Origin of the sequence: Stieleria marina (assembly GCA_007741555.1) — a bacterium.
Classification (GTDB): Bacteria; Planctomycetota; Planctomycetia; order Pirellulales; family Pirellulaceae; genus K23-9.
This window is the reverse complement of record CP036526.1, coordinates 5,406,167-5,430,809: the sequence shown is the minus strand read 5'-3', so window position 1 is coordinate 5,430,809 and position 24,643 is coordinate 5,406,167. Positions and strand designations below refer to the sequence as shown.

General features: G+C 54.7%; 23 protein-coding genes. 12 read left to right on the top strand and 11 right to left on the bottom strand.

Annotation, left to right across the window (positions count from 1 at the left end):
- The first annotated feature begins 185 nt into the window (after positions 1–185).
- On the top strand, positions 186–1,619 hold the full coding sequence (locus K239x_RS19265) for a sulfatase family protein (protein ID WP_145419813.1): 1,434 nt from the start codon (positions 186–188) through the stop codon (positions 1,617–1,619).
- A 48-nt stretch (positions 1,620–1,667) separates the two neighbouring features.
- Here the strand turns inward: K239x_RS19265 and K239x_RS19260 are convergent, their stop codons facing one another.
- From K239x_RS19260 to K239x_RS19240, 5 genes are all read right to left on the bottom strand, one after another.
- Positions 1,668–3,218, bottom strand: coding sequence for an HD-GYP domain-containing protein (locus K239x_RS19260; RefSeq protein ID WP_145419812.1), 1,551 nt, complete (start codon positions 3,216–3,218; stop codon positions 1,668–1,670).
- Positions 3,215–3,598 (bottom strand): response regulator, encoded by a 384-nt coding sequence (locus tag K239x_RS19255; protein WP_419189167.1) that lies wholly within the window; start codon positions 3,596–3,598, stop codon positions 3,215–3,217. Before K239x_RS19255 ends, K239x_RS19260 begins: the two co-directional genes overlap by 4 nt.
- Positions 3,599–3,710: 112 nt before the next feature.
- Complete coding sequence (locus K239x_RS19250) at positions 3,711–4,844, bottom strand: response regulator (protein WP_145419810.1); 1,134 nt, start codon at positions 4,842–4,844, stop codon at positions 3,711–3,713.
- Between the two features lie 113 nt (positions 4,845–4,957).
- Entirely contained in the window at positions 4,958–6,130 is a 1,173-nt protein-coding gene (locus K239x_RS19245; protein ID WP_145419809.1) for a sensor histidine kinase, read from the bottom strand.
- Positions 6,131–6,785: 655 nt separating this feature from the next.
- The gene (locus K239x_RS19240; RefSeq protein WP_145419808.1) at positions 6,786–7,904 is read right to left on the bottom strand and encodes a YdjY domain-containing protein; all 1,119 of its coding nucleotides are present in this window, start codon (positions 7,902–7,904) and stop codon (positions 6,786–6,788) included.
- A 255-nt stretch (positions 7,905–8,159) separates the two neighbouring features.
- Between K239x_RS19240 and K239x_RS19235 the strand changes: the two genes are divergently transcribed.
- From K239x_RS19235 to K239x_RS19205, 7 genes are all read left to right on the top strand, one after another.
- Positions 8,160–10,211 carry a hypothetical protein gene (locus tag K239x_RS19235; RefSeq protein WP_145419807.1) on the top strand — a complete coding sequence of 684 codons (2,052 nt, stop codon included), beginning with the start codon at positions 8,160–8,162 and terminating at the stop codon, positions 10,209–10,211.
- A gap of 76 nt (positions 10,212–10,287) precedes the next feature.
- On the top strand, positions 10,288–10,995 hold the full coding sequence (locus K239x_RS19230; protein ID WP_145419806.1) for a YggS family pyridoxal phosphate-dependent enzyme: 708 nt from the start codon (positions 10,288–10,290) through the stop codon (positions 10,993–10,995).
- A complete protein-coding gene (locus tag K239x_RS19225; protein WP_145419805.1) occupies positions 10,992–11,285 on the top strand; it encodes a DUF167 domain-containing protein in 294 nt (97 codons plus the stop codon). Before K239x_RS19230 ends, K239x_RS19225 begins: the two co-directional genes overlap by 4 nt.
- Positions 11,286–11,331: 46 nt before the next feature.
- A complete protein-coding gene (locus K239x_RS19220) occupies positions 11,332–12,444 on the top strand; it encodes a GTP-binding protein (protein ID WP_145419804.1) in 1,113 nt (370 codons plus the stop codon).
- 201 nt (positions 12,445–12,645) lie between these two features.
- Positions 12,646–12,909, top strand: coding sequence for a hypothetical protein (locus tag K239x_RS19215; RefSeq protein ID WP_145419803.1), 264 nt, complete (start codon positions 12,646–12,648; stop codon positions 12,907–12,909).
- A gap of 57 nt (positions 12,910–12,966) precedes the next feature.
- The gene (locus K239x_RS19210; protein WP_145419802.1) at positions 12,967–13,779 is read left to right on the top strand and encodes a TatD family hydrolase; all 813 of its coding nucleotides are present in this window, start codon (positions 12,967–12,969) and stop codon (positions 13,777–13,779) included.
- 99 nt (positions 13,780–13,878) lie between these two features.
- Positions 13,879–16,077, top strand: coding sequence for an APC family permease (locus K239x_RS19205; protein ID WP_419189166.1), 2,199 nt, complete (start codon positions 13,879–13,881; stop codon positions 16,075–16,077).
- A gap of 7 nt (positions 16,078–16,084) precedes the next feature.
- Here K239x_RS19205 and K239x_RS19200 read toward each other — a convergent pair whose 3' ends face one another.
- On the bottom strand, positions 16,085–17,380 hold the full coding sequence (locus K239x_RS19200; protein WP_419189165.1) for a hypothetical protein: 1,296 nt from the start codon (positions 17,378–17,380) through the stop codon (positions 16,085–16,087).
- On the opposite strand from K239x_RS19200, the gene K239x_RS19195 reads away from it, so the two are divergent.
- Positions 17,365–18,462, top strand: coding sequence for an extracellular solute-binding protein (locus K239x_RS19195; protein WP_419189164.1), 1,098 nt, complete (start codon positions 17,365–17,367; stop codon positions 18,460–18,462). The two genes, K239x_RS19200 and K239x_RS19195, sit on opposite strands and share 16 nt — an antisense overlap.
- Here K239x_RS19195 and K239x_RS19190 read toward each other — a convergent pair.
- A complete protein-coding gene (locus K239x_RS19190; RefSeq protein ID WP_419189163.1) occupies positions 18,456–19,115 on the bottom strand; it encodes a glycosyltransferase family 2 protein in 660 nt (219 codons plus the stop codon). The genes K239x_RS19195 and K239x_RS19190 overlap by 7 nt on opposite strands.
- A gap of 237 nt (positions 19,116–19,352) precedes the next feature.
- On the opposite strand from K239x_RS19190, the gene hisI reads away from it, so the two are divergent.
- From hisI to K239x_RS19175, 3 genes are all read left to right on the top strand, one after another.
- Positions 19,353–19,757 (top strand): phosphoribosyl-AMP cyclohydrolase, encoded by a 405-nt coding sequence (gene hisI, locus K239x_RS19185; RefSeq protein WP_145419798.1) that lies wholly within the window; start codon positions 19,353–19,355, stop codon positions 19,755–19,757.
- 121 nt (positions 19,758–19,878) lie between these two features.
- Positions 19,879–20,343, top strand: coding sequence for a RidA family protein (locus K239x_RS19180; protein ID WP_145419797.1), 465 nt, complete (start codon positions 19,879–19,881; stop codon positions 20,341–20,343).
- A gap of 186 nt (positions 20,344–20,529) precedes the next feature.
- Positions 20,530–20,709 (top strand): hypothetical protein, encoded by a 180-nt coding sequence (locus K239x_RS19175; RefSeq protein WP_145419796.1) that lies wholly within the window; start codon positions 20,530–20,532, stop codon positions 20,707–20,709.
- Between the two features lie 93 nt (positions 20,710–20,802).
- Here the strand turns inward: K239x_RS19175 and K239x_RS19170 are convergent, their stop codons facing one another.
- The 4 genes from K239x_RS19170 to K239x_RS19155 all read right to left on the bottom strand — a co-directional run bounded on the left by K239x_RS19170 (position 20,803) and on the right by K239x_RS19155 (position 24,414).
- Positions 20,803–22,095, bottom strand: a complete 1,293-nt coding sequence (locus K239x_RS19170; protein WP_145419795.1) for a DUF1559 domain-containing protein — start codon at positions 22,093–22,095, stop codon at positions 20,803–20,805.
- A 382-nt stretch (positions 22,096–22,477) separates the two neighbouring features.
- Positions 22,478–23,092, bottom strand: coding sequence for a class I SAM-dependent methyltransferase (locus tag K239x_RS19165; protein ID WP_145419794.1), 615 nt, complete (start codon positions 23,090–23,092; stop codon positions 22,478–22,480).
- 10 nt (positions 23,093–23,102) lie between these two features.
- Positions 23,103–23,450, bottom strand: a complete 348-nt coding sequence (locus K239x_RS19160) for a hypothetical protein (RefSeq protein ID WP_145419793.1) — start codon at positions 23,448–23,450, stop codon at positions 23,103–23,105.
- A 73-nt stretch (positions 23,451–23,523) separates the two neighbouring features.
- Positions 23,524–24,414, bottom strand: coding sequence for a hypothetical protein (locus K239x_RS19155; RefSeq protein ID WP_145419792.1), 891 nt, complete (start codon positions 24,412–24,414; stop codon positions 23,524–23,526).
- Positions 24,415–24,643 lie beyond the last annotated feature (229 nt).

Here is a 24,643-nt window from a genome sequence, read left to right as displayed (position 1 = left end):
GCGGAACGGTGCGATCCCTCCGGTGCGTCATAAACCGGGTCGCTTGTGCCATTCCGTTAAGAGTAAACCTTCTCTGCTCGAAAAGTAATTCGCCCTGATCCTCCCTGTCGGCACATCTCTCCATCAGCGACTGCAACATCGATTACACTGGCGTCTCGATTACATCTATTCAATGAGGCCACTGAATGTTGCGTTTGTTCGTTTGCTGTTGTTTGCTCGTCGCTGCCGGATTGCCTTCGGTTGCCGCTGAGAAACCGAATATCGTTTTTATCTTTGCCGACGATCAGTGTTTTGACACGATCAACGCACTAGGTAATCACGAAATCGAAACACCGAACTTAGACAAACTGGCGCGGCGCGGGACGACGTTTACGCATGCCTACAACATGGGCTCGTGGAGCGGCGCCGTGTGTGTGGCCAGTCGTACGATGCTGAACTCAGGACGCTTTGTTTGGAACGCTAACGCAATCCATAACACTTCCCGAGTCGAGCAAGCCGAAGGGCGTTGGTGGAGCGAGCACATGAAGAAGGCTGGCTACCGGACCTACATGACCGGCAAGTGGCACTGCAAAGCGGATGCAAACAAATCGTTCGATGTGGCTCGCGATATCCGACCTGGAATGCCAAACCAAACGCCTGCCGGTTACAACCGACCGCTGGCACCGGGCAAAGACAAGTGGTCGCCATCGGACCCAAAGTTTGAAGGGTTTTGGAAAGGCGGCACACACTGGAGCGAAGTGGTCGCCAATCATAGTGCGGACTACTTGAGCGACGCCAAAGATCGCGACGAGCCGTTTTTTATGTATCTCGCGTTCAATGCGCCGCACGACCCCCGGCAGTCACCGGCGGAATACGTTGCCAAGTACCCGCTTGAGAGCATTGCTTTGCCGGCCAACTTTTTGTCGATTTACCCCTATGCCGAACCGATGGGAGCGGGCAAACAACTGCGAGATGAAAAGCTCGCTCCGTTTCCGCGTACGCCTCACTCGGTCAAGGTTCATCGCCAAGAATACTACGCAATCATCACTCACATGGACGAAATGATTGGCCGCATCCTGGATTCGATTCAAGCGACCGGCAAAGCCGACAACACTTGGATTTTCTTTACCGCCGATCATGGTTTGGCGGTCGGCCAACATGGATTGTTGGGCAAGCAAAATCTATACGACCACAGCGTACGTGTGCCGTTTCTGGTGGTCGGTCCCAAGGTGCAGGGCGGAAAGAAAATCGACGAACCGATCTATCTGCAGGACGTTATGCCGACATCGCTGGAGTTGGCTGGAGTTGAGAAGCCAGATCACGTGGAATTCAACTCTCTGCTGCCAGTGTTGGCGGGGGGCGAAAGTCCCTACAAGCAGATTTATGGCGCTTATCTACAAAAGCAACGCAGCATTCGCACAGATCAGTACAAGTTGATCGCTTATCCCGAAGCCAAGGTGCTTCGTCTCTATGACGTTCAGAAAGACCCGCTGGAGATGCAAGACTTAGCCGCGGATCAGTCGATGGAGGCAGTCAAGTCGGAGCTGTTTGCGGATCTGCAGCAGTTGCAAATCAAAATGAATGACAAGTTGGATCTTAGTGCTCTGGCGCCGGCGGTTGTTCCAACACTAGGAAACTAGAAGCGACTAAGCTGGCTGCTTAGTATCCAGCGATTGCCTTCGCAGTCGCTAGACCAACGAGTCCGTGGTGTGCCCCACGAAGGGGACACCATCGATGGGTGCCGGACGAACGGCTTGTTCGCGAGGTTCGTGATTGATACGGATTTCGTCAAACTGATTCAGGTTGGATAGGAACAGGTTGATCAAGTTGGGATCCCAGAATTTTCCTGCACCGCCTTTTAGAATCTCAGCGGCTTTCTCGGTAGACATGCCCTTTCGGTAAGGACGATCGCTGGTCATCGCGTCGAAGGCATCGCAGACAGCCAGGATACGACCATCGATCGGGATGTTGTCGCCAATTAATCCGTCCGGGTAGCCTTCGCCGTCAAAGTGTTCGTGGTGATACAGCACGCCTGGCAGTACGTCTTGCAACGCCTCAAGTTCATGCAGGATTCGCCAGCCGGCGTCGGTGTGTGTTTCGATGATGGCACGTTCATTGTCATCCAGACGCCCGGGCTTTTGCAGCACCCCATCTGGAATGGCGATTTTGCCGACATCGTGCAGCAGGCCGGTTAGGTACGTTCGGTCAACATCGCTTGGCGACTGACCCGAGAGCTTTGCCAAGCAACGGCCGAAACTGGCGACCCGTTCACTGTGACCGCAGGTGTAAGGGTCGCGTGCTTCAACCGCATTAACCAAAGCGCGGACCACTTCGGTAAAGAGATCTTCTTTTTGTTTCAGCAACCGCATGTTGTGCAGTTGAGCTGCCAGCTGGTTGGTCGCAGTGTCCATCAGCGAAGCTTGTACCGTAGTGAAACCAAGCTGCGCCCAAGGCACATCTTCGTCGATGTCGATACGGTTGCACGCGATGATCCAGCCGTGCAGACGGCCTTCGCTGCGGCACTGAACCATCACAAATTCATTCAGGTTCGCTGCTTTGAATTCGTCGCCGGTTAGCAGGTTGTTACGAACGACGGTTTGCTGGGACGCTTCATCGCTGAACTGGTCGATCAAGGCATTCAGCTGATCTCGAGAAAGAAGCTTCTCCCCTGACCAGATGGGTTCCAGAGTTCGGTGTTCTTGGTTGTCGGTAAAGACTCCGGCAATGGAGATCGCACCAACGCCTTCGGCGAGCGGGCCGAGCGAACTGAGTACAAATTCCGTGAGTTGATTTCCGCTGGTCGGCAGTTCCATGGACGACGCGAGTGAGCGGATCAGTGAGAGTTCCTCGAAATCGTTGACGACTTGCGCGGTCAACGAATCGACTTCGGCTGTCAACTGATGGACTTCGTGCCGCGCGACTTCTAGTTGCAGAATCGTGCAACCATGGCGAGCACTGCGTTTGGATCCTGCGACGTCTGCTTTCCACACCGCCACACCACCGGCCGGGAGTCGGAGCGCGATCGTGGCAATGTCGTCGGTAGAAGCGACATGCGCGACCGACGGGGTTTTGATGGCCGCTTTGATCGCTTCGCAGTCAGAATCGTCGTTCGCGTTGACAACTTGGACGTGAACCTCCAATTCGGCAGACAGGATTTCTGCCAAGCGTGAATCCAGGTCGGCGCCACTGGCAGAGGCAGTGGTTTCTAAACGAAAGTCTTTTCCAGGGAGGTTACTCATGCCGAAGCTCCACACTTGACGATGGCCGCTTCGACGGCCTTGACGACATTGCCAGGGCTAAACGGTTTGGCAAATATCTGACTCAAGTCCAGCGACGCCACGGCATCGGTGTTGGCAAGTTCCAGCTGTCGGCCAGTGACCAGGAACAGCGGGATGTCGGGATTGACGCTGCGAACATGTTGGCAGAGTTCGACGCCGGTCATGTTGGGCATCTCTTGGTCGCTGACGACCGCAGCGAATTGATCAGCTTGAAAGGCATCCCAAGCCAGCTGGCCATCGGCGCAGGAGACGGGAGTGTACCCGCACGATTTGAACTTGAATGCCAACACGCGAGCCAAGCCGGGATTGTCTTCCGCGATCAAGATTTTCTTGATTTCCACTGTCGTAGCTTCCTTTGGTACAGAGTGCACCAGCGATGCACGGAATGTTGGGGGATTGCCAGGGCGCAAAGCCCGGCTGGTTCAATGCAGCCAGGATCGACGCGTTCGGCGATCAGTTGGGAGCGGCAGCTGCCGGTACTGCCGCGACGGCGGACGCGACGGCAGGAGCAATCACTGAATCTGTTTGTGATTCTGTCCGGCTGGCTTGGTGCTTTGCGTTTTGCTCGCTCACCCAAGCGGTGAATCGGTCGACGAGCTCTGGCGAGTGGATTCCTTGCCGTGCTCGGTCCGTGATGATCTCAACCGCTTCGGTTTGCGACTTAGCGCGTCGAAACGGACGGTCGCTGGTCAAAGCGCTGTAGACGTCGACGATGCCAACAATCTGAGCTTTCAACGGGATTTTGTCGCCTCGAAGACCGTCGGGATAACCCGTTCCGTCGAAGTGTTCTTTGTGGTGGCGAATGATTGGCAACACGGGACGCAGGGGAGCCAATGGTGCGCAAATATCGCAACCAACTCGCGGGTGCTGGTGAAACAGGGCGCGTTCGCGTGGTGTCAGTGGGCCTGTCTTTTCAAGGATCGAATCGGGAATTGCGATCTTGCCGACGTTGTGCAAGATGGCGCCGAATCGAAGCATTTTCAGTTCGCCAGAGTCCAGTCCCAGTGCTTTGCCAAAATCGACCGCGTAGTTTGCGACTTGCTCAACGTGGCCGCTGCTGTAGCCATCTTTACTGGCAACGGCGCGAGCCAAGCTAAGAGCAACGCTTTCGGCGCCGATCATCTCCGCATTGCCTTTGTGCATGCGCGTGATCGACCGCAGGCGTACGTTCAGCTCTGCGCGGTTGATCGGTTTGCTAAGGAATTCGTCGGCACCAGCGTCGACGGCTTCATTGATTTCTTCGTTTGTGCCGGCGGTCGTCATGATGATGACGGGAATGGTGCGATACTGCATGTCGCTTTTCAAGGTTCGGCATACTTGCAGTCCGTTGGTGCCGTTGATCTGCGCATCGATCAAAATCGCATGTGGTTCGGGACGCATCATCGCAAGTTCCAACGCCTGGTTCCCATCGGTGGCTTCGATGATCTCGTAGTCGGCGTCAGAAATGCCGTGGCGCAGCAGTTTTCGGATCGTTGCGTTTCCGTCAGCGATCAAAATGCGCATCCGTTGTGCGGAATCCGCGGCCGCTTGAGTAAACGTTTCCGCGATCGATGTTGACAGTCCAGTGTCTAGTTGATTTGAGTCCATTTCCTAGTTCTTTCCGCAACCGGGGTGAGGGTTGAAGTTGACGCAGGCCGTGTTGAAGTCTGAGTTTGCAGACGGCTGTGTCGGAGTCAGTAAAAAGTAAAAGTCGCTGTTGTCTAAACGCCCATCAATTCGATCGTTGGCACTTCGACTTTGGTGATCATCGTTGGCTGTGCATTGGGCTCGGGATCTTCGCAAGCCACGGTTTCGACAGGCAGTTTGACGGCGAACATAGTGCCCGTTCCCACGACGCTTTCGACGTCGATGGTGCCGCCGTGAAGTTCTGTCAAGTGTTTGATGATCGCAAGTCCCAAGCCAGTACCAATGCCTTGGTCTGCGATGGCAGCCTGATAGTACGGCTCGAACAGATGTTCCAAGTGCTCGGGAGCAATGCCACGACCGGTGTCGCGAACACTGATGCGGAAATCGCTTTCGCCATCGGGGCGGATACGAACAATGACGTTGCCGCCTTCGCTGTTGTATTTGATCGCGTTGGACAAAAGATTCAGCAAAATCTGACGCAGACGAAGTGGGTCGGCGGTGACTTCGCTCAGTTTAGGATCCACTTGAGCGGTAACGCTGACGCCTGCGGCTTTGGCACGTGGTGTCACCATCGTGACGCATTGGTCGACCAATTCGGTCAAAGCGACCGGCTGGGGTGCGAGACGAATCATGCCAGCTTCGGCTTTGGCGTAGTCCAGAATGTCGTTGACCAGAGCAAGGAGGTGTTGAGCGGCTTCGTCGATGTCTTCGACAAATTCGCGTTGGTCTCCCGTCAGTTCACCCGTGCTGCCGTCCAATAGTGTTTCGCTGATAGCGGTAATTGTTGAAAGGGGCGTGCGAACTTCGTGTGAGGTTTGGCGGAGGGCTTCGGCACGCATTGCAACCAGTTGGACTTCGATCTTGCTTTGCAGAAGACGTCGTTTTTCTTCGCGCTGCATTTTGTAACAAGCGATCATCAGTCGGACCGTCAGATACATCAACGAACCGAGTCCAATCATGTCGCGAGCCCAGTCGAAGACCGGGTTCCACGTATCTGGTTCGGCTGAATAGTACAGTTCCGCAAACATCGTCGCGGCTAAAATCGCAACGACGGCCGACGCAAGGCCGATCGCTTGTCGGTTAAAGAGCGCGTACGCTGAACCGACAGCGGCCAGGTAGTACATGATCAACATCATGCGATCGCCAAACGCGAACGTATGCATCGCAGCCATGAACGATACGGCCAGAGCGAAGATCAGAACTTCGGCACTGAAGAGTTTTGATAAAGGTGTTTTGATAGAGTCCATTTTCGCGCTCCGCGTGAAATTAATGCGCGGCGGCAGATAAAGGTCCGCTTCGCCATCAAACACTACAGCGCGGTTAAGATGCGGCGACTTTTTTGACTCGCTGGTACGTTAACCCGTGGGCAAGCGTTGCCGGATGCGGGGGGTGTGCCGGTTGATTGGGCAGGCGAATTACGACACGGGAAAGATTTTCGCAAATGCGAATCGGTTTGTGCCGTCTAAACTTCAATGGTCAAACTTTCATTAGGTTCACTACAACCGTCATTGATCGAGGCGAGAGTTAGTTGACACCTGTTAATCCGCTGCAGGGGTGATTTCGATCTAGTTAAGACGGTTGGGATTATTAATGCGTGGACCGGCGCACATTATCTAGTCGGGGGCACGGCGAGAATTACTGAGCGTCGTGGCGAGACTGTGTTGGTGCCGTGGTGATCCATCGAGATCGTTTTTACGGGAGAGGCCGTTTTGATCGAATGTGCCGATAGTCGCGGTATGAAAACGCTGCAGTTAGAAAACGCTGCGGTTAGAAAACGTTGCTGCAAGACTTCGATGACATGGTCGTTGGCGAAGCCCAGGGTTGGGACGGAGCCAAACTGCTGCAGGGCAGGCTCCGATGCCCGAGAACCAGCCACCAAGGTTCAACCATCGCGAGCAGATACTACTGTTCCGCTTTTTCGGCCGCTTCCTTCTTGGCCTTCAGTAGCTTGCCCTGAGGGTTTTCCGGCAACACCATCTCTTTAGGCGGTTGTGCCGAGTCTACTTTCTGTGCGTCTGACGGATCGCCCTTGGCTGGTTTTTGCGAATCCTTGGTAACAGATTGCAGCGGAGTCAAAATCAGTCGGACGGGTGTGCCGCGTGGTGGAATTCGATCGGTGAACGGGATGTACATTAAGTTGTCTGCTTCGGCGCTGCTGGACGTATTTACATCCATCATCGCGGTAGTGAAGTTGGACACACAGATCATGTCGCCTCCATCGGCGCGGTAATACTCGCGCCCGTCGGCGGGATCTTTCCAAAAGCCGCTTCCGCCAAATACCCAGTCAGCATTCATCTGCTCATCAGTGGTTCCATTCTTTAGTACCCAACGTCTTGCATCGGAGATGTGGAATTTCCCCGCTTTGTCTCGCCAACAAACCCAGACACGAATCTTCTGTCCTTTGGGCGGTACAAAATCAGGACGGAATCTGACCGGTGAACCAGGTTTTGCTCCGATCGCTAAAAGAGCTGCATGAACCTCCTTGGCTTTGGCCAGCGTCGCCACAACCGATTCGTGTTCCTTGGTGCCTTCGGAACACGCGAACATCTCCAACCCACCCTCTCGCATGGCGACATATCCATCGGCGTAGACGCGATGCCTTTTTTGGTCGACCCAAAGGTTGTTAGTTTTGCTAAGCGAGGTTGCCCCCGGTGGAGCGAGGAAAGACGCTCGAGCCACATCGTTGTGTCCGATGTAGTCGTCGAAGTATTCATCAACAACCGTCGTTTGGTCCATCTCGCCCCGTTCACGTTTTGCGGCATCGTCCGCCAAAGCGGCGCCTAGCTTGGATTTGGCTGGCCCTGGCTGGGGGAGTGCCGGCTTGGTGGCGGTTGGCTTGGCAGCATTTGGCTGGGTAGCGGGGGTGCCGGGTGGATTCGCGGTCGCTTCTTGGGCGGAGACTGGTATTCCGGCGCCGATGTACAGGAGTCCCAGGATCGCTAGCAGAGCGAGGCAGGCTTTGGCGGAATGGCCGTTTACCGGCCAAGGTTTGAACGGCGAAATCCATCGATTGAGGTGCATTATTCTGTTCCAATTGAGCCGTGGTGAGTCAGGACGAGCCGTTGCCGCTTTCGGATTGTTAAGAATTTGCGAAACGCTGGCATCCCTCTGGCCAGTGAGTAGATTAGCGAGGCATTCGTAGGTAACAACTGTACGAGATTTCCGCCCGGGTTTTCCTGTCCAGGGTGAGATCAGACATCATTTTAGTGCCGCTGTCCGCTCGGATCACTTCGCGACGCAATATTGTTCATCCGCTGAAAAATTGTCCAATTCTCTATGCCGGTAGACCTGCAAAACGACGCCAATGACGAACGCTCGGGCGATGAAAATGGCGAGGGCGAGAATCGCGGCGATTTAGCCTCGGGTAGCGAATCGTTGGGGGAAGGTGCAGGCAGCCACTCGGGCACTGCGCAACCCGAAGGCATTACGCAGTTCGAAGACATTGTGAAGCCGACAGATACTGCGAAACCCAAGCCGGGAAGATCAGGTCGCGGCCCGCTTGTTTCCACTGATGCTGACGACGAAGCCACCGGCGCGATCAAGCCCACCAGTATCGTCTTGTCAGCCGAGGCCAAGGACCAATGGAAATCGCTACGAAAGAAAATCCGGCTTCGCGCGGAAAAACAATCTGCTAAATCTGTTTTTGGTTCGGCAGCCAAACGCGGCGGTGTTTACCGATGGGGCATCGAAGCGTCCAGCCAAACTGCTTTGCAACCGATGGATCTGATCCTAAGCCGGTTGGCTTGCGGAAAAAAAGTGAAGAAGAAAGAGATTGCGACGATCGACTGGTCCAGAGAGTTGGAGTCGATCATCAGTCAAATCTCGACGTCGGATGCTGCTCCCATTCAATGTGTGCGTGCAGTGATGTGGGCAGCCGCGATGCCAAGCTTGATTGATCATCTGGATTATCGTTCTTGGTGGGACCTGCTGGGAGAACTTCAGCGGTTGCGCGAATCGGCGATGCAAAAAGGCGGTCCCGCTTCGCTGACGCGTTTGTTGTTGGGGGGAGAGTTGGGCCTGACATTGGCGTGGCGACTAGTCGATCTGCCTTCCTGTCGTCGACTGAAGAAATCGTCGATCGATACGGTTTTGCGTTGGTGCGAACACGAAGAAGATTCGATCGCCGCATCGATCCAAGGTGTAAAGCATTCGCGGATCGGGCTGGCTTCGCTATTGCGTTGTCGTTCGGTTATGCAGTCGACAATGAGTCGCAAGTTCACCAAGCAGCAAAAGAACGTCTTGGCGGACTTGGGCACTTGGGTTGCCGCGTTGACGACATATCGCGGCGGCATTGCGTTTGGGCCAACCGGACTGACGATGGACGACGACACAGCGAAAGGCGGCTTGCTGGACACGGCGTGTTCCTGTGATCCCGATGCACTTCGACCGGCTATGAATGCCGCTCGAGGAAAATCGCAAACGGGCGGACGGTTAGTGTGGGAGTTATCTCTCCCGGAAACCGTCCATCATTGCGATCAGTCCAAACTGGCTGTGATGATGTGCGAATGGGACGTCAGTGTGGGTCGCGTGCACATCGACTACTCTGGCCAAACCATGCAAATCGAAGCGTTTGGAAAAAAACGGGCGGTGATCGCGGGGCCTTGGGAATCGTCGATCGAAATCAATGGCAACGAACAACGGCCTACAGGACCTTGGGTTTCGACTTGTGAATACACCGATGATGACGTTCACTACTTGGAGCTTGAACAGTCCTGGTCGGGGGGCGTAATTCTGCAGCGACAGTTTATGACGGTACGTGATGACCGAACGGTCCTGCTTTCGGACTCGGTGCTGCCGCGTGATCCCGCGGACAAAACCCATGACCGGACGGTGCGTTACAGCAGTCGACTGCCCGTTGCGGAAGACACGAAAGCCAAGGAGGAGCCGGAGACACGCGAAGTGATTTTGGCGCACAAGCGAAACCAAACGCTTGTGGTGCCGTTGTCGGCCAACGAATGGCGTGTGGGAGCGACGGCGGCCGCACTGCGAATGACTGACGATCAGAACTTCCTGCTGTCCGCCAGCGGAAAGGGCCGGCTGTACGTTCCGCTCTGGCTGGACTTTCAGTCGTCACGATTCAAACGCAAACGCACTTGGCGCCAATTAACCGTTGCCGATGATCTGCGAATCGTTGGTTCTGATGAAGCGGTGGGTTTCCGAATTCAATCCGGTTCGGAACAATGGATGCTGTACCGTAGCCTGCAAGGGACGCGTTGCCGAAGTGTGCTCGGCAAGCATTTGGTCACGGGCTTTTTTGCGGGACGCTTTTATCTGAATGACGGTTCGATCGAAGAGATCGTGAGCGTCGACGACACGGACATGCAGTAGAGACGATCGCGACGCAACGTATAGCGGCGCATTTCTGTTGCGACGAAGTCGAATCCCATTGAGCTTTGATGTCGCTATGAATGAATCGGATCGCAAAGAACGCATTCGCCAAAACTATTTATCGGTCGTCGACGAAGTGGCGGTGGCTGCCCAAGCCAGCGGTCGTCAGCCAAGCGACGTGACCATCGTTGGCGTGACCAAGTATGTCGATGCGGCTACCACTGCCGACTTGGTCGACGCGGGGTGTGGATCACTGGGCGAAAATCGACCGCAGGTTCTTTGGCAAAAAGCCGAATCCGAAGAACTCAAGGACCAGCCGGTTCAGTGGCATATGATCGGTCATCTGCAGCGAAACAAACTGCGGCGACTGATGCGGTACGCTCCGATGATTCATTCGGTCGACAGTCGACGATTGTTAGAAGCGGTCGCCAAAGAGGCTGGCGAAATTGATCAAGCGGTCGATGTTTTGCTGGAGGTTAATATCAGCGGCGACGATGCCAAGACGGGTTTGTCGCCCGACGCGTTGCTTGAGCTTTTGCAAGAGGATCGCGGCCCATTGGTACGCATTGGTGGATTGATGGCGATGGCCGGCATGGGAACTGACCAAGGCGCCGCTCGCAAGCAGTTTGCAGATGTGCGTATGTTGCGAGATAAGTTGGCGGCTTCGACAGGCAACCCGCTCGCGAATTTGTCGATGGGGATGAGTGGAGATTTCAAGGAGGCCATCGCCGAGGGGGCAACTCTGGTCCGAATCGGATCCCGGTTGTTTGACGGCGTTTTATGATCACTCGTTTCGACGATCATTTGCGATTGGCGGTTCACGCGACGCCCGGCGCGAAACGCAACTTGGTGGCAGGGACGCACGGCGACGCGCTGCGTGTCTACGTGACGTCGCCAGCGGATCAGGGCAAGGCGAACAAGGCGATCGTAAAGTTGCTGGCGGATGCGTTACACATCCGACGACGGCAAATTGAATTGTCGAATGGTTTGACTAGCCGCCGAAAAGTTTTTTTGATTGGAAATCCGACGGATGAATTGGTCCAGCGGATAGCAAAGCTTGCAGAGATGCCGTAGCATCAATCGCGTTGATCCACCCCTTCTCACCGAAAGAAGCAGAGCTGTGACAAAAACGCGATTCGTACTGATCGGCGGATTTTTGGGCGCCGGAAAAACAACTCTGATCGGACAGATCGCCAAGCGTTATCTGGCGGCGGGCAAAACCGTCGGAATAATCACGAATGATCAGGCCGCCGATCTGGTTGATACGCACAATCTGCGTTCGCAAGGGTTTGCCGTTGGCGAAGTCGCCGGCGCGTGCTTTTGCTGTAGCTTTGACGAATTGGTTTCGACGGCCCATTCGCTTAGCCAGCAAACAGCGCCCGATGTGCTGTTGGCAGAACCGGTCGGGAGCTGCACCGACTTGGTTGCGACAGTTGTTTTGCCGCTTCAACAACTCTTGGGCGATCGATTTGAAATGGCTCCTTTTGGAGTCTTATTAAAACCGTCACACGGTCGCAAGATTCTGGCTCAAGACGATGACAAGCCGCTCAGTGGTTTTTCGCCCCAAGCCGAATACATCTTTCGCAAACAACTCGAGGAAGCCGACTATTTGATGGTCGGACGCAGCGACCAACTGTCGAGTGAAGAGATCGCCAAGCTAAAGGAGCAGCTTGGTCGGGTTGCTCCGAGTGTTCCGGTCATTGCCGTCAGCCCCAAAGTAGGTGAAGGGGTCGATGAAGTGATCGGGTATATCGAATCACCGATGGTGGCAGGTAGTCGTTTGTTGGACATCGATTACGACACGTATGCTGCAGGCGAAGCCGAACTTGGCTGGGTCAACTTGACCGCAACAATCAATAGCGAACAGTCGATTGATCTAGATCGTTTGGCACATGATGTGGTTGAATCAACGGCGGAGCAAATTGTCGCTCAGCATCAGGGGGCGATCGCACATTTAAAAGTTTCTGTCTTGGGGGGCGATTCGCAGGCAGTGGCTAATGTGGTCAGCAACGATTCGGGCGTCGACATCGGGCTCCACAGTGGGCGAACTGTCACAGGTGAAATTCAAATCATCGTCAACGCGCGAGTCGCAATCGATCCTAGTGACCTGCAAGCGGTTTGTGAAAGCACCGTGCGACAAATTGCAGCCAACCACAATGCGAAAGTAAGTTCGCTATCGGCCCACTCGCTGCGTCCAGGGCGGCCAACGCCAACTCACCGGGTGACGGCGTAGACTGAAATGGTGCCGGCGCGGACGAGCAAAGAGAATCTGAGATACTTGCTCGGGGGTATTTCAGCGAGAACGCGCCGTCATAATCGCACAGTGCCTGCGCTGCATTTATGTCCGCACTTACCTCTATAGGTGCCTGCACTCCTAATACGAGGGCGATCGTTTATACTGAGAGTGATCGTTCCCCGTTGGAGTAAAAGAACCATGAATCGGACCGCGAATTCTATCCTGGATGAAAAATTCTTGGACGTTCGGGCAAAGCTGTTAGAAGTTGCGGCGGATTTTGACCGCATCGATCGTGCTGCGTCGGACGAAGGACCGCTTTCCGGACAGTCACGCGATCATCGAGAACGGCTCGGCGAAGCGATCAACATTTTGCGTAGTGACGGGGCGGATCGTGCCGAGCGTTTGCAGAAACTGTTTTCTCGCGACTATGAGAGTTCTTGGCGGAAAGAGATGCAGATTTGAAAGTTTGCGTTCGCCCTTCTCCTTTTGCAACTTCTTCTAAGACCAAGTTAAGCTCTGATGGACTATATCGACCCGCACATTCACATGGTTTCCCGGACCACCGACGACTACGCAACACTTGCGCGGATGGGGTGTGTGGCGATGAGCGAGCCGGCCTTTTGGGCGGGCTATGACCGTGGCAGTGTGGACGGTTTTCGCGACTACTTTCATCAGCTGACGGACACCGAACCCAAGCGTGCGGCGCAGTACGGCATTCAGCACTTCACGTGGCTGTGCATCAACGCCAAAGAAGCTGAGAATGTTTCGCTCTCACGCGACGTCATTGCGATGATTCCTGAATTCATCGACAAACCGAATGTCCTGGGCATTGGTGAAATCGGTTTAAACAAAAACACCAAGAACGAAGCGACGGTGTTTTTGGAGCACATGGAGTTAGCAATCAAGTTTCAGCAGCAGATCTTGATTCACACGCCGCATTTGGAAGACAAGTATCAAGGCACTCGGATGATCCTGGACATGCTGTCGGATGATTCACGCATCGACCGTTCACGTGTTTTGGTCGATCATGTCGAGGAACACACGATCACCGAAGTGCTTGACCGTGGTTTTTGGGCAGGCATGACCTTGTATCCGATCACGAAGTGTACGCCGGAACGCGCGGTCGACATGATCGAAAAAACTGGGGGTGAGCGGTTGCTAGCGAACTCTGCGGGAGACTGGGGGCCAAGCAAGCCGACGGCGGTGCCGGATTTGATCTTTGAAATGCGTCGGCGTGGATTGAGCGAAACGTTGATTCGCAAAGTCGTGTATGACAATCCGATGGAATTCTTTTCCCAGAGCAAGAACTTCACGTTCACGCTTCGCAGCTAAACGTCGCATTGCCGCGATTCGTTTACTCTCTGCCGCCATCGTGATCTCTGGTAGACTTCGCGCTAGGTTAAGTTCCGTTCGACCCTGATGGCGTGATCGATGAGTCAAGGTAGCCGACCTCTCGGCGAAAAAAATAGTTTTGGAACCTTCGGAGGTGTCTTCACGCCCTGTGTGTTGACGATCCTGGGCGTGATCATGTTTTTACGGTTCGGCTACGTGGTGGGCCAAGCCGGAGTTTTGGCAGCGTTGTTGATCGTGCTGGCCAGTAAAGTCATCACTTTGCTGACCACATTGTCTCTGTCGGCGATCGCGACCAATACAAAGGTCGAAGGAGGCGGTGCTTACTTTTTGATCAGCCGTAGTCTGGGGCCCGAGTTTGGCGGTGCAATCGGGCTGCTTTTCTTTGGAGCTCAAGCGCTCTCGGTCGCGATGTATGTGATCGGTTTCAGCGAAGCATTGATGGGATACCTTCCTGCGGGAACGTCGCCAACTTTGGTCGCCTCGCTGACCAATATTGGAGTTTGCGTTTGCGTTGCGATTGGTGCTGGCTGGACGTTGAAGTTGCAGTTTGCGATTTTGGCGACGGTGGTCTTGTCGCTGCTTTCGTTTTATGCCGGAGCGTTTGCCGATTTTGACATCGAACGCTTGCATGCTAATAGCAGCATGTCGTTTACCGACGGCGAATCTTTCTGGACGATGTTCGCGCTGTTTTTTCCTGCCGTGACGGGCATCATGGCCGGTGCCAATATGTCGGGCGACCTGAAGGATCCCGCTGAGTCGATTCCCAAAGGAACGATCGCCGCAGTGCTGATCACTGGAATGGTCTACGCCTCGCAGGCTGTTTTCCTGGGTGGTGCAAGTGAACGAATTGACTTGGTGCAAAACAACTTGGTCATCTCGGACATTGCACTGTTGCCCGCGCTGATCGCTGCGGGAGTTTTTGCCGCGACGATTTCGTCGGCCTTGGGCAGCATGATGGGGGCGCCACGGATTTTACAATCGCTTGCCCGTGACCGCCTGTTCGTATCGTTGACTCCGTTTGGTGTCGGTTCTGATCGAGACGGCGAACCACGACGTGCGATCGTAGCGACATTCTTGATCGCCCAAGCCGGCATCATGCTGGCGGATCTGAACACCATTGCGCCGTTGATAACGATGGCTTTCTTGGTGACCTACGGGCTACTAAACCTAGCCACGTTTTACGAAGCGATCACAAAGAACCCGAGCTATCGACCTCAGTTCAAATACTGTCATTGGTCGACCTCGTTGCTGGGCGCCATCGGATGTGGTGTCGTCATGTTGTTGATCGACTGGAAGTGGGCGCTGGTCGCGACCACGCTAGTGGCGGCTTTGCATTGGTATCTTTCACGAGTCGAGTTGGGCGCAAACTGGGGGTACCTGACCAGCGGATTGTTGTTCGAACGAACGCGACGAAATCTGCTTCGCTTGGAAGACGAACTCTATCACCCCAAGAACTGGCGGCCGTTTGTGCTGGCTCTTAGCGGCGGCGGATTTTCGCGGCCGCACCTTGTCACTTTGGGTAGTTGGCTGACCGCGCAGTCCGGGGTATTAACGTTGGGCCAGGTCATTCAAGGGGATTTAGACGATCACGTGCAGCGCCGTGGATCCCAGGAAAAAATCCTGCACGGCATGATCAAGGAACGCAATCTAAATGCGTTTCCGGCTGTGGTCGTCGCGTCGGACTACACCGCGGGAATCGAAGCGCTGGTTCAGTGCCAGGGACTCGGACGGCTCAGGCCCAATACCATTTTGCTGGGGTGTCCGCTGCAAGTCGAACGGATGAAGATCTTTGGTGGCTTGCTGCGAAATTTGGCGGGCATCGGGCACAGTGTGGTTGTGCTGCGTCGCACAGACGACCCCGCTGATCCTTGGGCAGCGCCCAGTGGAACCATCGATATTTGGTGGCGTGGTCGGGCGAACGGAGAACTGATGGTTTTGTTGGCGCATCTAATGCTGGAGCATCCGGATTGGCAAGGGAGCCGATTGCGGCTGCTGCGGGTTGTCGAAAACGAAGCCGCAATCGAAGAGGTTCAAAGCCATTTGGAGAGTCTGCTACGAGAAGCACGGATCAACGGCAAAACAAAAGTCGTGGTCTCCAATAACCCGACGGCGGCCATTCAGTCGCACAGTCGCGACGCTGCGTTTGTTTTTCTGGGGATGCAGCCACCTGATGAAAACCAAGAAGAAGTCTTCTTTCATCGAATCGAAGGTTTCGTCGGCGCGTTGGAGCGTGTCGCCTTGATTCAGAGCGCTGGCGGCATGCGGCTGGAATCCTAGCTGCGGGTTACTTGGAAGCGGAGTCGATCGTCAGCTGATAGCCACCCTGGTTGTCCGACAATTCCCCGGTCACATCATTGATTCGAAAAAGCAGCCAGCAGTTTTCTTTGATGGGTATCTGCGACGGGCGTGTGATCGCTGCGACTTGTAGTGGACGCAAATTAGTCTTCGTTGCCTGATCCTGATCCGGCGTGTCTGGTAGCAAGCAGGCCAGTAGCTGGCCCAGTGGTCGGCCGCGGTGATAGCGGAGCGTGATTCCGCTGGGGTAACTGAGCCACGGTTTGGGTTGGTCGGCCAACGTACAGTTGCCTGCCGGAGTCACGGACAATTTCATTCCCGGTGAGAGGCGAACACCGATTGATTGCCATCCCTGATTGGCTTTGATATCAAGTTTCAATGGCTTGCCATCCCAGACTTGGTCGTTCATCGACAGCGACACTTGTTCTCGGGACCAGTCAAATCCGTAATCAATGTCGTGGCACATCAACCGCCATCGTGCAGTTACGACAGGCCAGGTGTTTTGTAGGCGGCGTTTCAAATCGTTATTGAAAACTGCATCGTTTGGGGCCGGTGTCTTGGCCGATGCAAAAAAGGCGTCGCGAGTGTCGGGGTATTGGTAAAGCAACATCGTTGCCGCCCAGCTCCAGCCATAGGACTCGACATCCGACTGAAGGTCTCGAGGGTAGCCCAGGACGGAGCCGAGCGATGGGATTGTGTTTGCGTCGCGACTTTGGTCCATGACTTTGAATCGTCCCCAGTAAGGAACCGATGCACGGTCTTTGGGCAACTGGTTGATTTTTGTATCGCTGCCGAAATGGCGGTGGACGGCTAGCATTTCAGCGGTGCCTTCCATGAACCAGCTCGGTCCCGTCCCACCAAATTGATGGTAGGCGAGCGAGTGGACGCCTTCGTGCAGCAACAAGTGCCGGGTGTAGTACTGGCTTTTCTGTGCCACCACCCAGACGCGATCTTGCAGTGCAAACCCGAACGGAAAATCGGGGACCGACAGCGGGATTCGCCCATCCAATTGAAATCGTTGCTTGTCTGCCATCACGCAGGCGTCGACTTTGAAATCCTGCAGCGAACCGCTTGGCAACTGCCAAAATGATTCCCACTGGCCGACGGCAGCATCAAAAGCAGCAATCAGATCGGCGTTGTTGGCCAGATCATCGATATCTGTCGTCAACGTGATATGTTTACCGTTCAGTTGGATAAAGTCTTCCGACCAGCATTCCGTTGACACGCCGATAGCCAAGGAAATCCAGACCGATGCCGCAACGAGTTTCAGTGCAATTCCATTCATGTGCTCAGTTTAACCTGATTGGTGCCATTCTGCTCAGCACATGTGGACTGGGTGTTTCGGGATGCGTCACGCGCAGTGAAAGCGATGTGGTGGTCTACAGTGCGTTGGATCGAGATTTTGCGGCACCGATTTTGGCGGCGTTCCAGAGAGCTGGACAGGAACAGCCAACAGAGCAGAGTAAGCCGGGCGCCGACCGCGATCCAACCACGACGGGCGGCACCAAGGTTATCGCCAAGTATGACATCGAATCGACCAAAACGGTTGGGTTGGTCAATCGAATCATTGCTGAGAGAGAGAATCCCACGTGCGATCTGTTTTGGAATAACGAAATCTTGCACACCGTGCGACTTCAGAAAATGGGCCTGCTGGAGAAACGCGATTGGAACGTTGACGGCGCGTGGCCCAAGGGGATGATTTCGTCTGATGGCACTTGGTGCGGGTTTGCTGCACGAGCGCGCGTCTTGATGGTCAATACAAAGCTGATTGCCAATGAAGAGGATTACCCGCAGTCGGTGGACGATTTGGCGGATCCAAAATGGAGCGGAAAGTGTGCGATCGCTCGGCCGCTCTTTGGTACGACTGCGACTCACTTTGCGGTGCTGCGTGCAAAGAACGGCGAAGCCGCAACGTTGAAGCAATTGCAGGCAATCAAAGACAACGCGGTTGTGCTGTCAGGCAACAAGCAAGTGGCGTTGGCCGTGTCGGCCGGGACAGTAGCGTGGGGGCTGACGGACACGGACGACGCAGTGATCGAAAAAGACCTGGGGCGTGATGTGGCGATCGTGTTTCCCGATCAAGCGTCCGGGCAGCCAGGAACTTTGCAAATTCCCAACACGGTTGCGGTGCTGAAGAACGCGCCGCACCCGATTGCCGCCAACAAACTGGCCGACTTTCTGGTCCGACCCGAAACAGAGGATCGATTAGCGATGGGGAATAGTAGCCAGTTGCCACTGAGCCGGCAGAGCAAATTTCCGCCGCGTGTTTTGCCCGAGTCACCCGTCAGGTGGATGCGAGTCGATTTTGAGAAAGCTGCCGAGGATTGGGAGCCATGGGCCAAGCAGTTGGATGAGATGTTTCAGTGAGACGTCTTGTCGACCGTATCGATGGCGGTTTCTTTGAGCAGTTGAAACTTGGCGCCCAGCGGACTTCGCAGTTTCTTCAGGTGCGGGCGTCGGATCATCTGAAGACCCGAGGAGTATTCTGTCCCATCGTTGCGTCTGAATTGCTGTTCAGCATCGGTGCCCCACGCTTTGAACGTTCGCAGCAGTGGTGGTGGAAGAGGTTGTTGCGTGCTCTGAGCTCGCGCCGCCAGGATCGATTGATCGGCGCTTAGCTGGATCAAGCGATGAAAGTCGTCGATGCGAATCGCTCGATTGGATTCCTGGATAAACACCAGCTCTCCACAGGCTCGCTCCAGACCGGTTTGTCCTGCGGCTTCGATACCACGCGGACGGCTGTGCCGAATCAAACGGACAGCCGAGTTCTGGCTTTCGATTTCTTGGACCGTTTCGACTGTCTGGTCCTGGCTGCCATCGTCCACAACAACGACTTCGAAACGGGAACGCGAAATCCGTCTCATCGCATCGAGCACCCGCTCGATCCGTTGGGCAATCAAGTACCGGACATTTCGAGCCGGTAAGACGATGGAGACAAATTCGTTGGCGTTCATTTCATCTGTTTTTCCATGAGCATCGGGGACCGAAGCGTCGATCTTTCTTGGCTTGCAGCGTGGCATCCTCGGCTTGCAACGTGGTGGCAGATCGCGCATCGTTGGCCTTAGGTGAGTATCGGCGTCGCAGCGACGTCGGCTTCATCAAGCGATTTCTGCATGAGCAAAAACCCGAGACCGGGCGAATGTCATTCCTTCCCTGCCGGTTAGGCATATAATCAGGCATCGATGGATCACGCGGTTGCCTTTGCGATCCGAGTCGCCTGCCACAAAAACGCTAGCAGATTGAAAACGAACGAGAGCATGGAAACAGACGAAAGCAGCAAGCCGATCCCCGATTTTTCCAAAGGCATTGACGGCCTGTTGCCTGCGATTGCGCAAGATGCATCAAGTAATCGGGTATTGATGATGGCATGGATGAACGAAGAAGCATGGAATGAAACGCTCGCTAGCGGTCGCGCGGTTTACTTCAGTCGCAGCCGCGGCCAATTGTGGCGCAAAGGAGAAACCAGCGGGCATCAACAGCGAGTCGTCGAGATTCGTGTTGATTGCGATGCCGACACGATTTTGTTGTGTGTCGAGCAAGAAGGAGCCGCCTGTCATGCCGGATATGAAAGCTGCTTTTACCGCCGTGTTGAATCAAGCAGCGTGGTAAAAATTGTTGACGAACGGCTGGTTGATCCCGAATCGGTCTACGGTCCAAAGTAGAGCCTGTCGTGGTCTGTTGCCACATCGCATAATCGGCCCCTTGCAGCGTGAATGTCTCCCGTTCATCCTGGCCGGTATCTGAAGAACGAACCACTAACAATCCTGCTCCGGAGAACTTTTGATGGGTGCTCAATCACGCCTGGCCGAACTGAAACTGCAACTTCCACCGGCACCCAAGCCGGTTGGGGTGTACAAGCCGATTGTTGTCGCAGGCGGTATGGCATATCTGTCCGGACACGGTCCGCTGAAGTCCGACAAATCGCTGGTCACAGGTCGGTTGGGTTTGGACATGGATGTGGAAGCCGGTTACGACGCAGCTCGCCTGACAGGGCTTGGCATGCTGGCGACACTGGAAGCGCACTTGGGAAGTTTGGACAAAGTAAAACGCTTGGTCAAATTGCTTGGCTTGGTTCGTAGCACCGATGGTTTTGATCAGCAGCCTGCGGTAATCAACGGATGTAGTGAACTGTTTCGCGATGTGTTTGGCGAAGACAATGGTGTGGCTGCTCGCAGTGCTTTGGGAACCAACGCGCTTCCTGGCGGCATTGCTGTTGAGATCGAAGCGATCTTTGAAGTCGACGCGTAACGCTTGCGTTACAAGCGAAAGAATAGTTTTGAAATTCGTACGGTTGATGTAGTGCGAACGGGCAGCCGATTTACTATCGTAAACGAGTTACAAACGTTCGCTTTTTAGATTCGGCTCTGTTGTTTGTTTCACTTGCGTCGGATGATCAGTCGACCATCCGCAATCACCTTGACCGAGGAAATTGAGATGAAAAAGTTGTTGGCGATTTGTTGTGTTAGCTTACTGACACTTTCCTTTGTTGGTTGTGCCGACAGTGACGGTGACGTCGTCGGTGGTGCGGAGCTTTCGGAGATCGAAAAGTACCAAGCCGCGGAAGCCGCCGAACAAGCTTCGATGGACAAAGATCTTGCCGGGCAAGCTGAGTAGATCAACTGCTCAACGAGTTATTGCAAAAAAATATCTCGGCTTCCATTTAGAAAGCCGAGATTTTTTTATGGACCAAAATCGCTTAAGCAGTAGTTACTGATTGAGCTGTTCTTGGATCGTTTCGCTGCTGGCCTTGGTGCCCAGTGCGCCCCAAAGACCGTACGGGCTTCGTGCACCCGGTTGGCTCAGTGACACGGAGCCTGGTTTGGCGCCACCACTGGTCCGCCAAACCATGTTCGCACTTGAATCGCCGGCTTCGATCGAATCCGTCAAAAACACGACGGCGCCATCACCCATCAGGACGTGAGCACCACCCTGGTGACGACTGGACGGTGGAAACATTCCAGTCTGGCCAGTGTTGTTGCCACCGCAGATCGCGGCGTTGGGCGGATGGATGGTGTGAACACCCGTAAAGTTGGGGCGGAAATCGGCCCATTTAAAACCACGGCCATTGTTGGCACCGCCCGTTGCGATGCCGGATTTCCAAAACTGTGGTCGTTCAGGATCGAGCTGGTTCTGGACGTCGACACACCATTTAGGGTTCTGCATGACGTCTCGCGGCGGGTTTTGGCTCCCGTTATTGGTTTGCGTCCCTCGTGAATCGCTGTCTCCTAGGTCGGTAATCATTTCCGCCATCATGACGGTGTTCGAAAGGCCGTCGAGGACGTCGCGGAATTTGCCCGATTTATGCGGCACAAACATGCCTCGGTCTGACGCGCGAGAGTCCTGCGACCATCCGCTGTTTTCGTACATTGCTCCGGCGTTGGCGTGAGCCGCTCCGCGAAACGCCATCGGTCCACGTACCGACCAAACCATCGAATCGCCCATGCAAAGTGCATAGTTCGACCGACCTTGAGCAGGCAGACCTACACCTGGATCACTGGGGCAGCGGAAAGTTGGGATCTCCGTTACCCAAGGGCGATACTGCAGAAACTGGACCGTCGGGCCCATTGCTGGCCAAGGTGTGCCAAGTGGCGTCACCGGGTCCAAGGCATTAACGCGGCTTGGATTTGAAATTTCCGACCACAGCCCCTGTTGTTCAATGAACGGTGTCATGCCAACCAGAGCACTTAGTCGCCATGCATTGGCGGCTCCGTAGTTGGTCCACCAGTTCGTCGTTGTGCCAGCGTTGCCAAAAGGAACTGCACTACCACCTGGTGAGTGCGTGCCGGCACCGTGAATAGGTGTTTGCTTGTAGGCGCTGTGGTAGTTGTGAATCGCCAAGCCGATGTTCTTGAAGTTGTTACTGCAACTCATCCGGCGGGCCGCTTCCCGGGCCGCCTGTACTGCGGGCAAAAGCAGCCCGACCAAGATGCCAATGATGGCAATCACCACGAGAAGTTCTACCAGTGTAAAACCTCGCGCACGAACTCGGATTTTTGTCATAGAAAGATGGCTCCAAAAAAGTAAGGCAGGCACCGACGGCCAGACGATCGCGTCAGCGATAAACGATAATGGGGAGACCGTGAAAGCATGAATGGTCCATAGGGTGATAACCGCGCGGTCGGATTTAAGTTCCGCGCAAAGTAGTCGCAAAAGTTTGGTTCGTAGAGTCTCTGCAAAACCAAAGTGCAGACGCAACGAAACGCGAGCCAGCGAAACGACGTTTAACGCGCCTTGCGCTCATTGGTTGGCGACTTTGCGTCAGAGCGACGACTAGTATTTTGGCGAACAAAACGCGCTCCGATGGCTGCGATCGATCGGCTGTTCGCATTGACGAAAGGGCTTTCGCTTTTGCGTCATGGGAAAGATGAGAACGCTTTACGAACTAGCGAGTCTTTCGCCAAAGACACATTTCGTTGGGGCCGCAAAACTGCAGAAGCAGTCCACCGGGACTTGCAAACCGACTGAATACATCGGCATGAAAGTCACCCTCGCCAGGCCATGGATAAGAGTACACCAGTGCGAAGTCGCTTAGTTCGCTATCGATCGCGCTGTACCCACAGGGCACTTGGTGACCGAGGCTTGGTAGCGTGGGGTCGTCGGCGAGTGAGTCGCTTCCTAGTGGCAAGAAATTTCCTTGCACCAGTTCGACAGGCTGGTCCCATTGCTCGATCGTCTTGCGACCTTCGTGCAGCAATTCGGGCTCGGCTTCGATGCCAATGGAGTCGAATTGCAAGTACGACGCTATCGCGCTGACAACGGCAAAGCCGCAGCCCCATTCCAGGAAGCGTCGTCCGATCATCGGTTGAGATTTCAGCGTCCAGCAGAGTACTTGGTAGACCATTTCGTAATCGGCCGCCACGAACTGTTCGATTTGCGGCCGATCCCAGCGGTCTTGAAACGTTTCGATCCGCTGCCGTGCGATCGCTAATTGCGACGCCACATCATCGGGAATGGGTTCCCGGTCGATCGACGACGGGATGTCGATAGGTTCAATCACAGCGATAAATTCAAGCAATTTCTTGATCGGGATTGATATCTAAGTCGTGGTTGATAGCCGCCGTCCAACCCAACGCTTCGATATCGTCAGCGTTGGCCCAGCGAGAGTTTTCGCCCCACAGGGAAGCGTTGCAAATCGGGCACGCGGCATTTTCGCAATCCGGATAAACGTGGTCGGTCGATACGTCCGGCTCCAACCAGATAGCTTCGCATTCGTCACAGACGATCAATCCGTGAGCGGTGTCGTATTGGTTTTGGACGGCTACGTTTTCGCTTTGCGGTTGAATTCCACAAATGCGGACTCCACAAAGGCCGCCGCCGCAGATGGGGCAAAAATCGATGGAATGTTTTGGGCTCACGATCAGCAGACTCTAAGTTTGAAAAGATTTTTGTGATGGGTGGCGTGACGAGCGTTTGATGTTTGCGAGGAAGCTACAGCGGAAAGGCTGTGATCACGCGATTGCCGCTGAGAACCAGTTTGACGCGTCGCGCCATTTGGTTTCGATTGCGTTGGCCTTTTTGTCCGCCGACAAATCCAATGCGTTTGCCCATGTCGACCGTGTAGACCGTCATGCCTTTGTCGACACTCTTGGTCGTCTTTTGATTCTTTTTGGCGCGTTCGTAGGCCATGTCGATGACTTTCAATGCGTCTTCCATCTCGCCGTCAAACACACCATGCACCGGACGTGACTTGTTATCGACGATGTGCCGGCGGAGGTGTTCCAGTCGATGACCTTCGGCACTACCCGGCGTGTACATCAGACCACTCGGTGAAACGTAACGTTTGTTGCCGGTGTCTCGGAGTAATCCGTACAGCAGATCATTGTCGGCCGACGGAGTGTTGGACGGTTTGGCGGATTGCTTAGCGGGCGGGCTGCCACGAGTCGAGTTGTTCTTGGACGTATCGGCCGATGATTTCTTGGGGCTCATTCGGCTGGCCAGCGGGCCGCTAGCCTTGGCTGAATCGCCAGGACGTGACGAAGCACTGTTGCCGGATTGTTTGTCTACCGAAGAACTGCCCGAAGTCGACTGGGAAGACTTGGGTTGATATTTCAGGTCAGTCGATTTCGTGTTTTCTGAACTTTTGTCCGATGCATTGCGATGATCGGATTTTTCAACCACGACTTGTCCGCCGCGGTCTTGTTTCAGGCCGGGAAGATTCCAGCCGAAACGTTCGTTTAATTTTGGTTGGGCAAAACCGTACGCAGCCAGCAGTACGACGATCGCGATGCCGCCCGCCGAACGCCGACCGAAGGGCTTCTTGCCTCGACCGGAACCGGACGACTGAAAGCCGCTGGATTGTTGATTCTCCGAATCACTCATAAAACTCGCCTTGCCAATTTGCTCAAGAATTTATCGCCGCGCGTCCGGCTGCAACAAAAGAGCCACGCCTCAGTAACTGGGAGGCTGGGATCCAAGCCGACGCGACCTCGAATAACTGCTTTCTATAATACGACCGTGGGGCTCGCATCGGAAAGCCCTTGCAGGATGGATCGGCGAGCAACCAAGGCCATGGCAGCCATGATTCTGCGTTAGACTGTCGCGGATTGGA

What these genes read in the sequence shown, in the direction of transcription:
- K239x_RS19265 (WP_145419813.1), top strand. Translation starts at nt 186, where the DNA reads ATGTTGCGTTTGTTCGTTTGCTGTTGTTTGCTCGTCGCTGCCGGATTG.
- K239x_RS19260 (WP_145419812.1), bottom strand. Translation starts at nt 3,218, where the DNA reads ATGAGTAACCTCCCTGGAAAAGACTTTCGTTTAGAAACCACTGCCTCT.
- K239x_RS19250 (WP_145419810.1), bottom strand. Translation starts at nt 4,844, where the DNA reads ATGGACTCAAATCAACTAGACACTGGACTGTCAACATCGATCGCGGAA.
- K239x_RS19245 (WP_145419809.1), bottom strand. Translation starts at nt 6,130, where the DNA reads ATGGACTCTATCAAAACACCTTTATCAAAACTCTTCAGTGCCGAAGTT.
- K239x_RS19240 (WP_145419808.1), bottom strand. Translation starts at nt 7,904, where the DNA reads ATGCACCTCAATCGATGGATTTCGCCGTTCAAACCTTGGCCGGTAAAC.
- K239x_RS19235 (WP_145419807.1), top strand. Translation starts at nt 8,160, where the DNA reads ATGCCGGTAGACCTGCAAAACGACGCCAATGACGAACGCTCGGGCGAT.
- K239x_RS19230 (WP_145419806.1), top strand. Translation starts at nt 10,288, where the DNA reads ATGAATGAATCGGATCGCAAAGAACGCATTCGCCAAAACTATTTATCG.
- K239x_RS19225 (WP_145419805.1), top strand. Translation starts at nt 10,992, where the DNA reads ATGATCACTCGTTTCGACGATCATTTGCGATTGGCGGTTCACGCGACG.
- K239x_RS19215 (WP_145419803.1), top strand. Translation starts at nt 12,646, where the DNA reads ATGAATCGGACCGCGAATTCTATCCTGGATGAAAAATTCTTGGACGTT.
- K239x_RS19210 (WP_145419802.1), top strand. Translation starts at nt 12,967, where the DNA reads ATGGACTATATCGACCCGCACATTCACATGGTTTCCCGGACCACCGAC.
- K239x_RS19205 (WP_419189166.1), top strand. Translation starts at nt 13,879, where the DNA reads ATGAGTCAAGGTAGCCGACCTCTCGGCGAAAAAAATAGTTTTGGAACC.
- K239x_RS19200 (WP_419189165.1), bottom strand. Translation starts at nt 17,380, where the DNA reads ATGAATGGAATTGCACTGAAACTCGTTGCGGCATCGGTCTGGATTTCC.
- K239x_RS19190 (WP_419189163.1), bottom strand. Translation starts at nt 19,115, where the DNA reads ATGCCACGCTGCAAGCCAAGAAAGATCGACGCTTCGGTCCCCGATGCT.
- hisI (WP_145419798.1), top strand. Translation starts at nt 19,353, where the DNA reads ATGGAAACAGACGAAAGCAGCAAGCCGATCCCCGATTTTTCCAAAGGC.
- K239x_RS19180 (WP_145419797.1), top strand. Translation starts at nt 19,879, where the DNA reads ATGGGTGCTCAATCACGCCTGGCCGAACTGAAACTGCAACTTCCACCG.
- K239x_RS19175 (WP_145419796.1), top strand. Translation starts at nt 20,530, where the DNA reads ATGAAAAAGTTGTTGGCGATTTGTTGTGTTAGCTTACTGACACTTTCC.
- K239x_RS19170 (WP_145419795.1), bottom strand. Translation starts at nt 22,095, where the DNA reads ATGACAAAAATCCGAGTTCGTGCGCGAGGTTTTACACTGGTAGAACTT.
- K239x_RS19155 (WP_145419792.1), bottom strand. Translation starts at nt 24,414, where the DNA reads ATGAGTGATTCGGAGAATCAACAATCCAGCGGCTTTCAGTCGTCCGGT.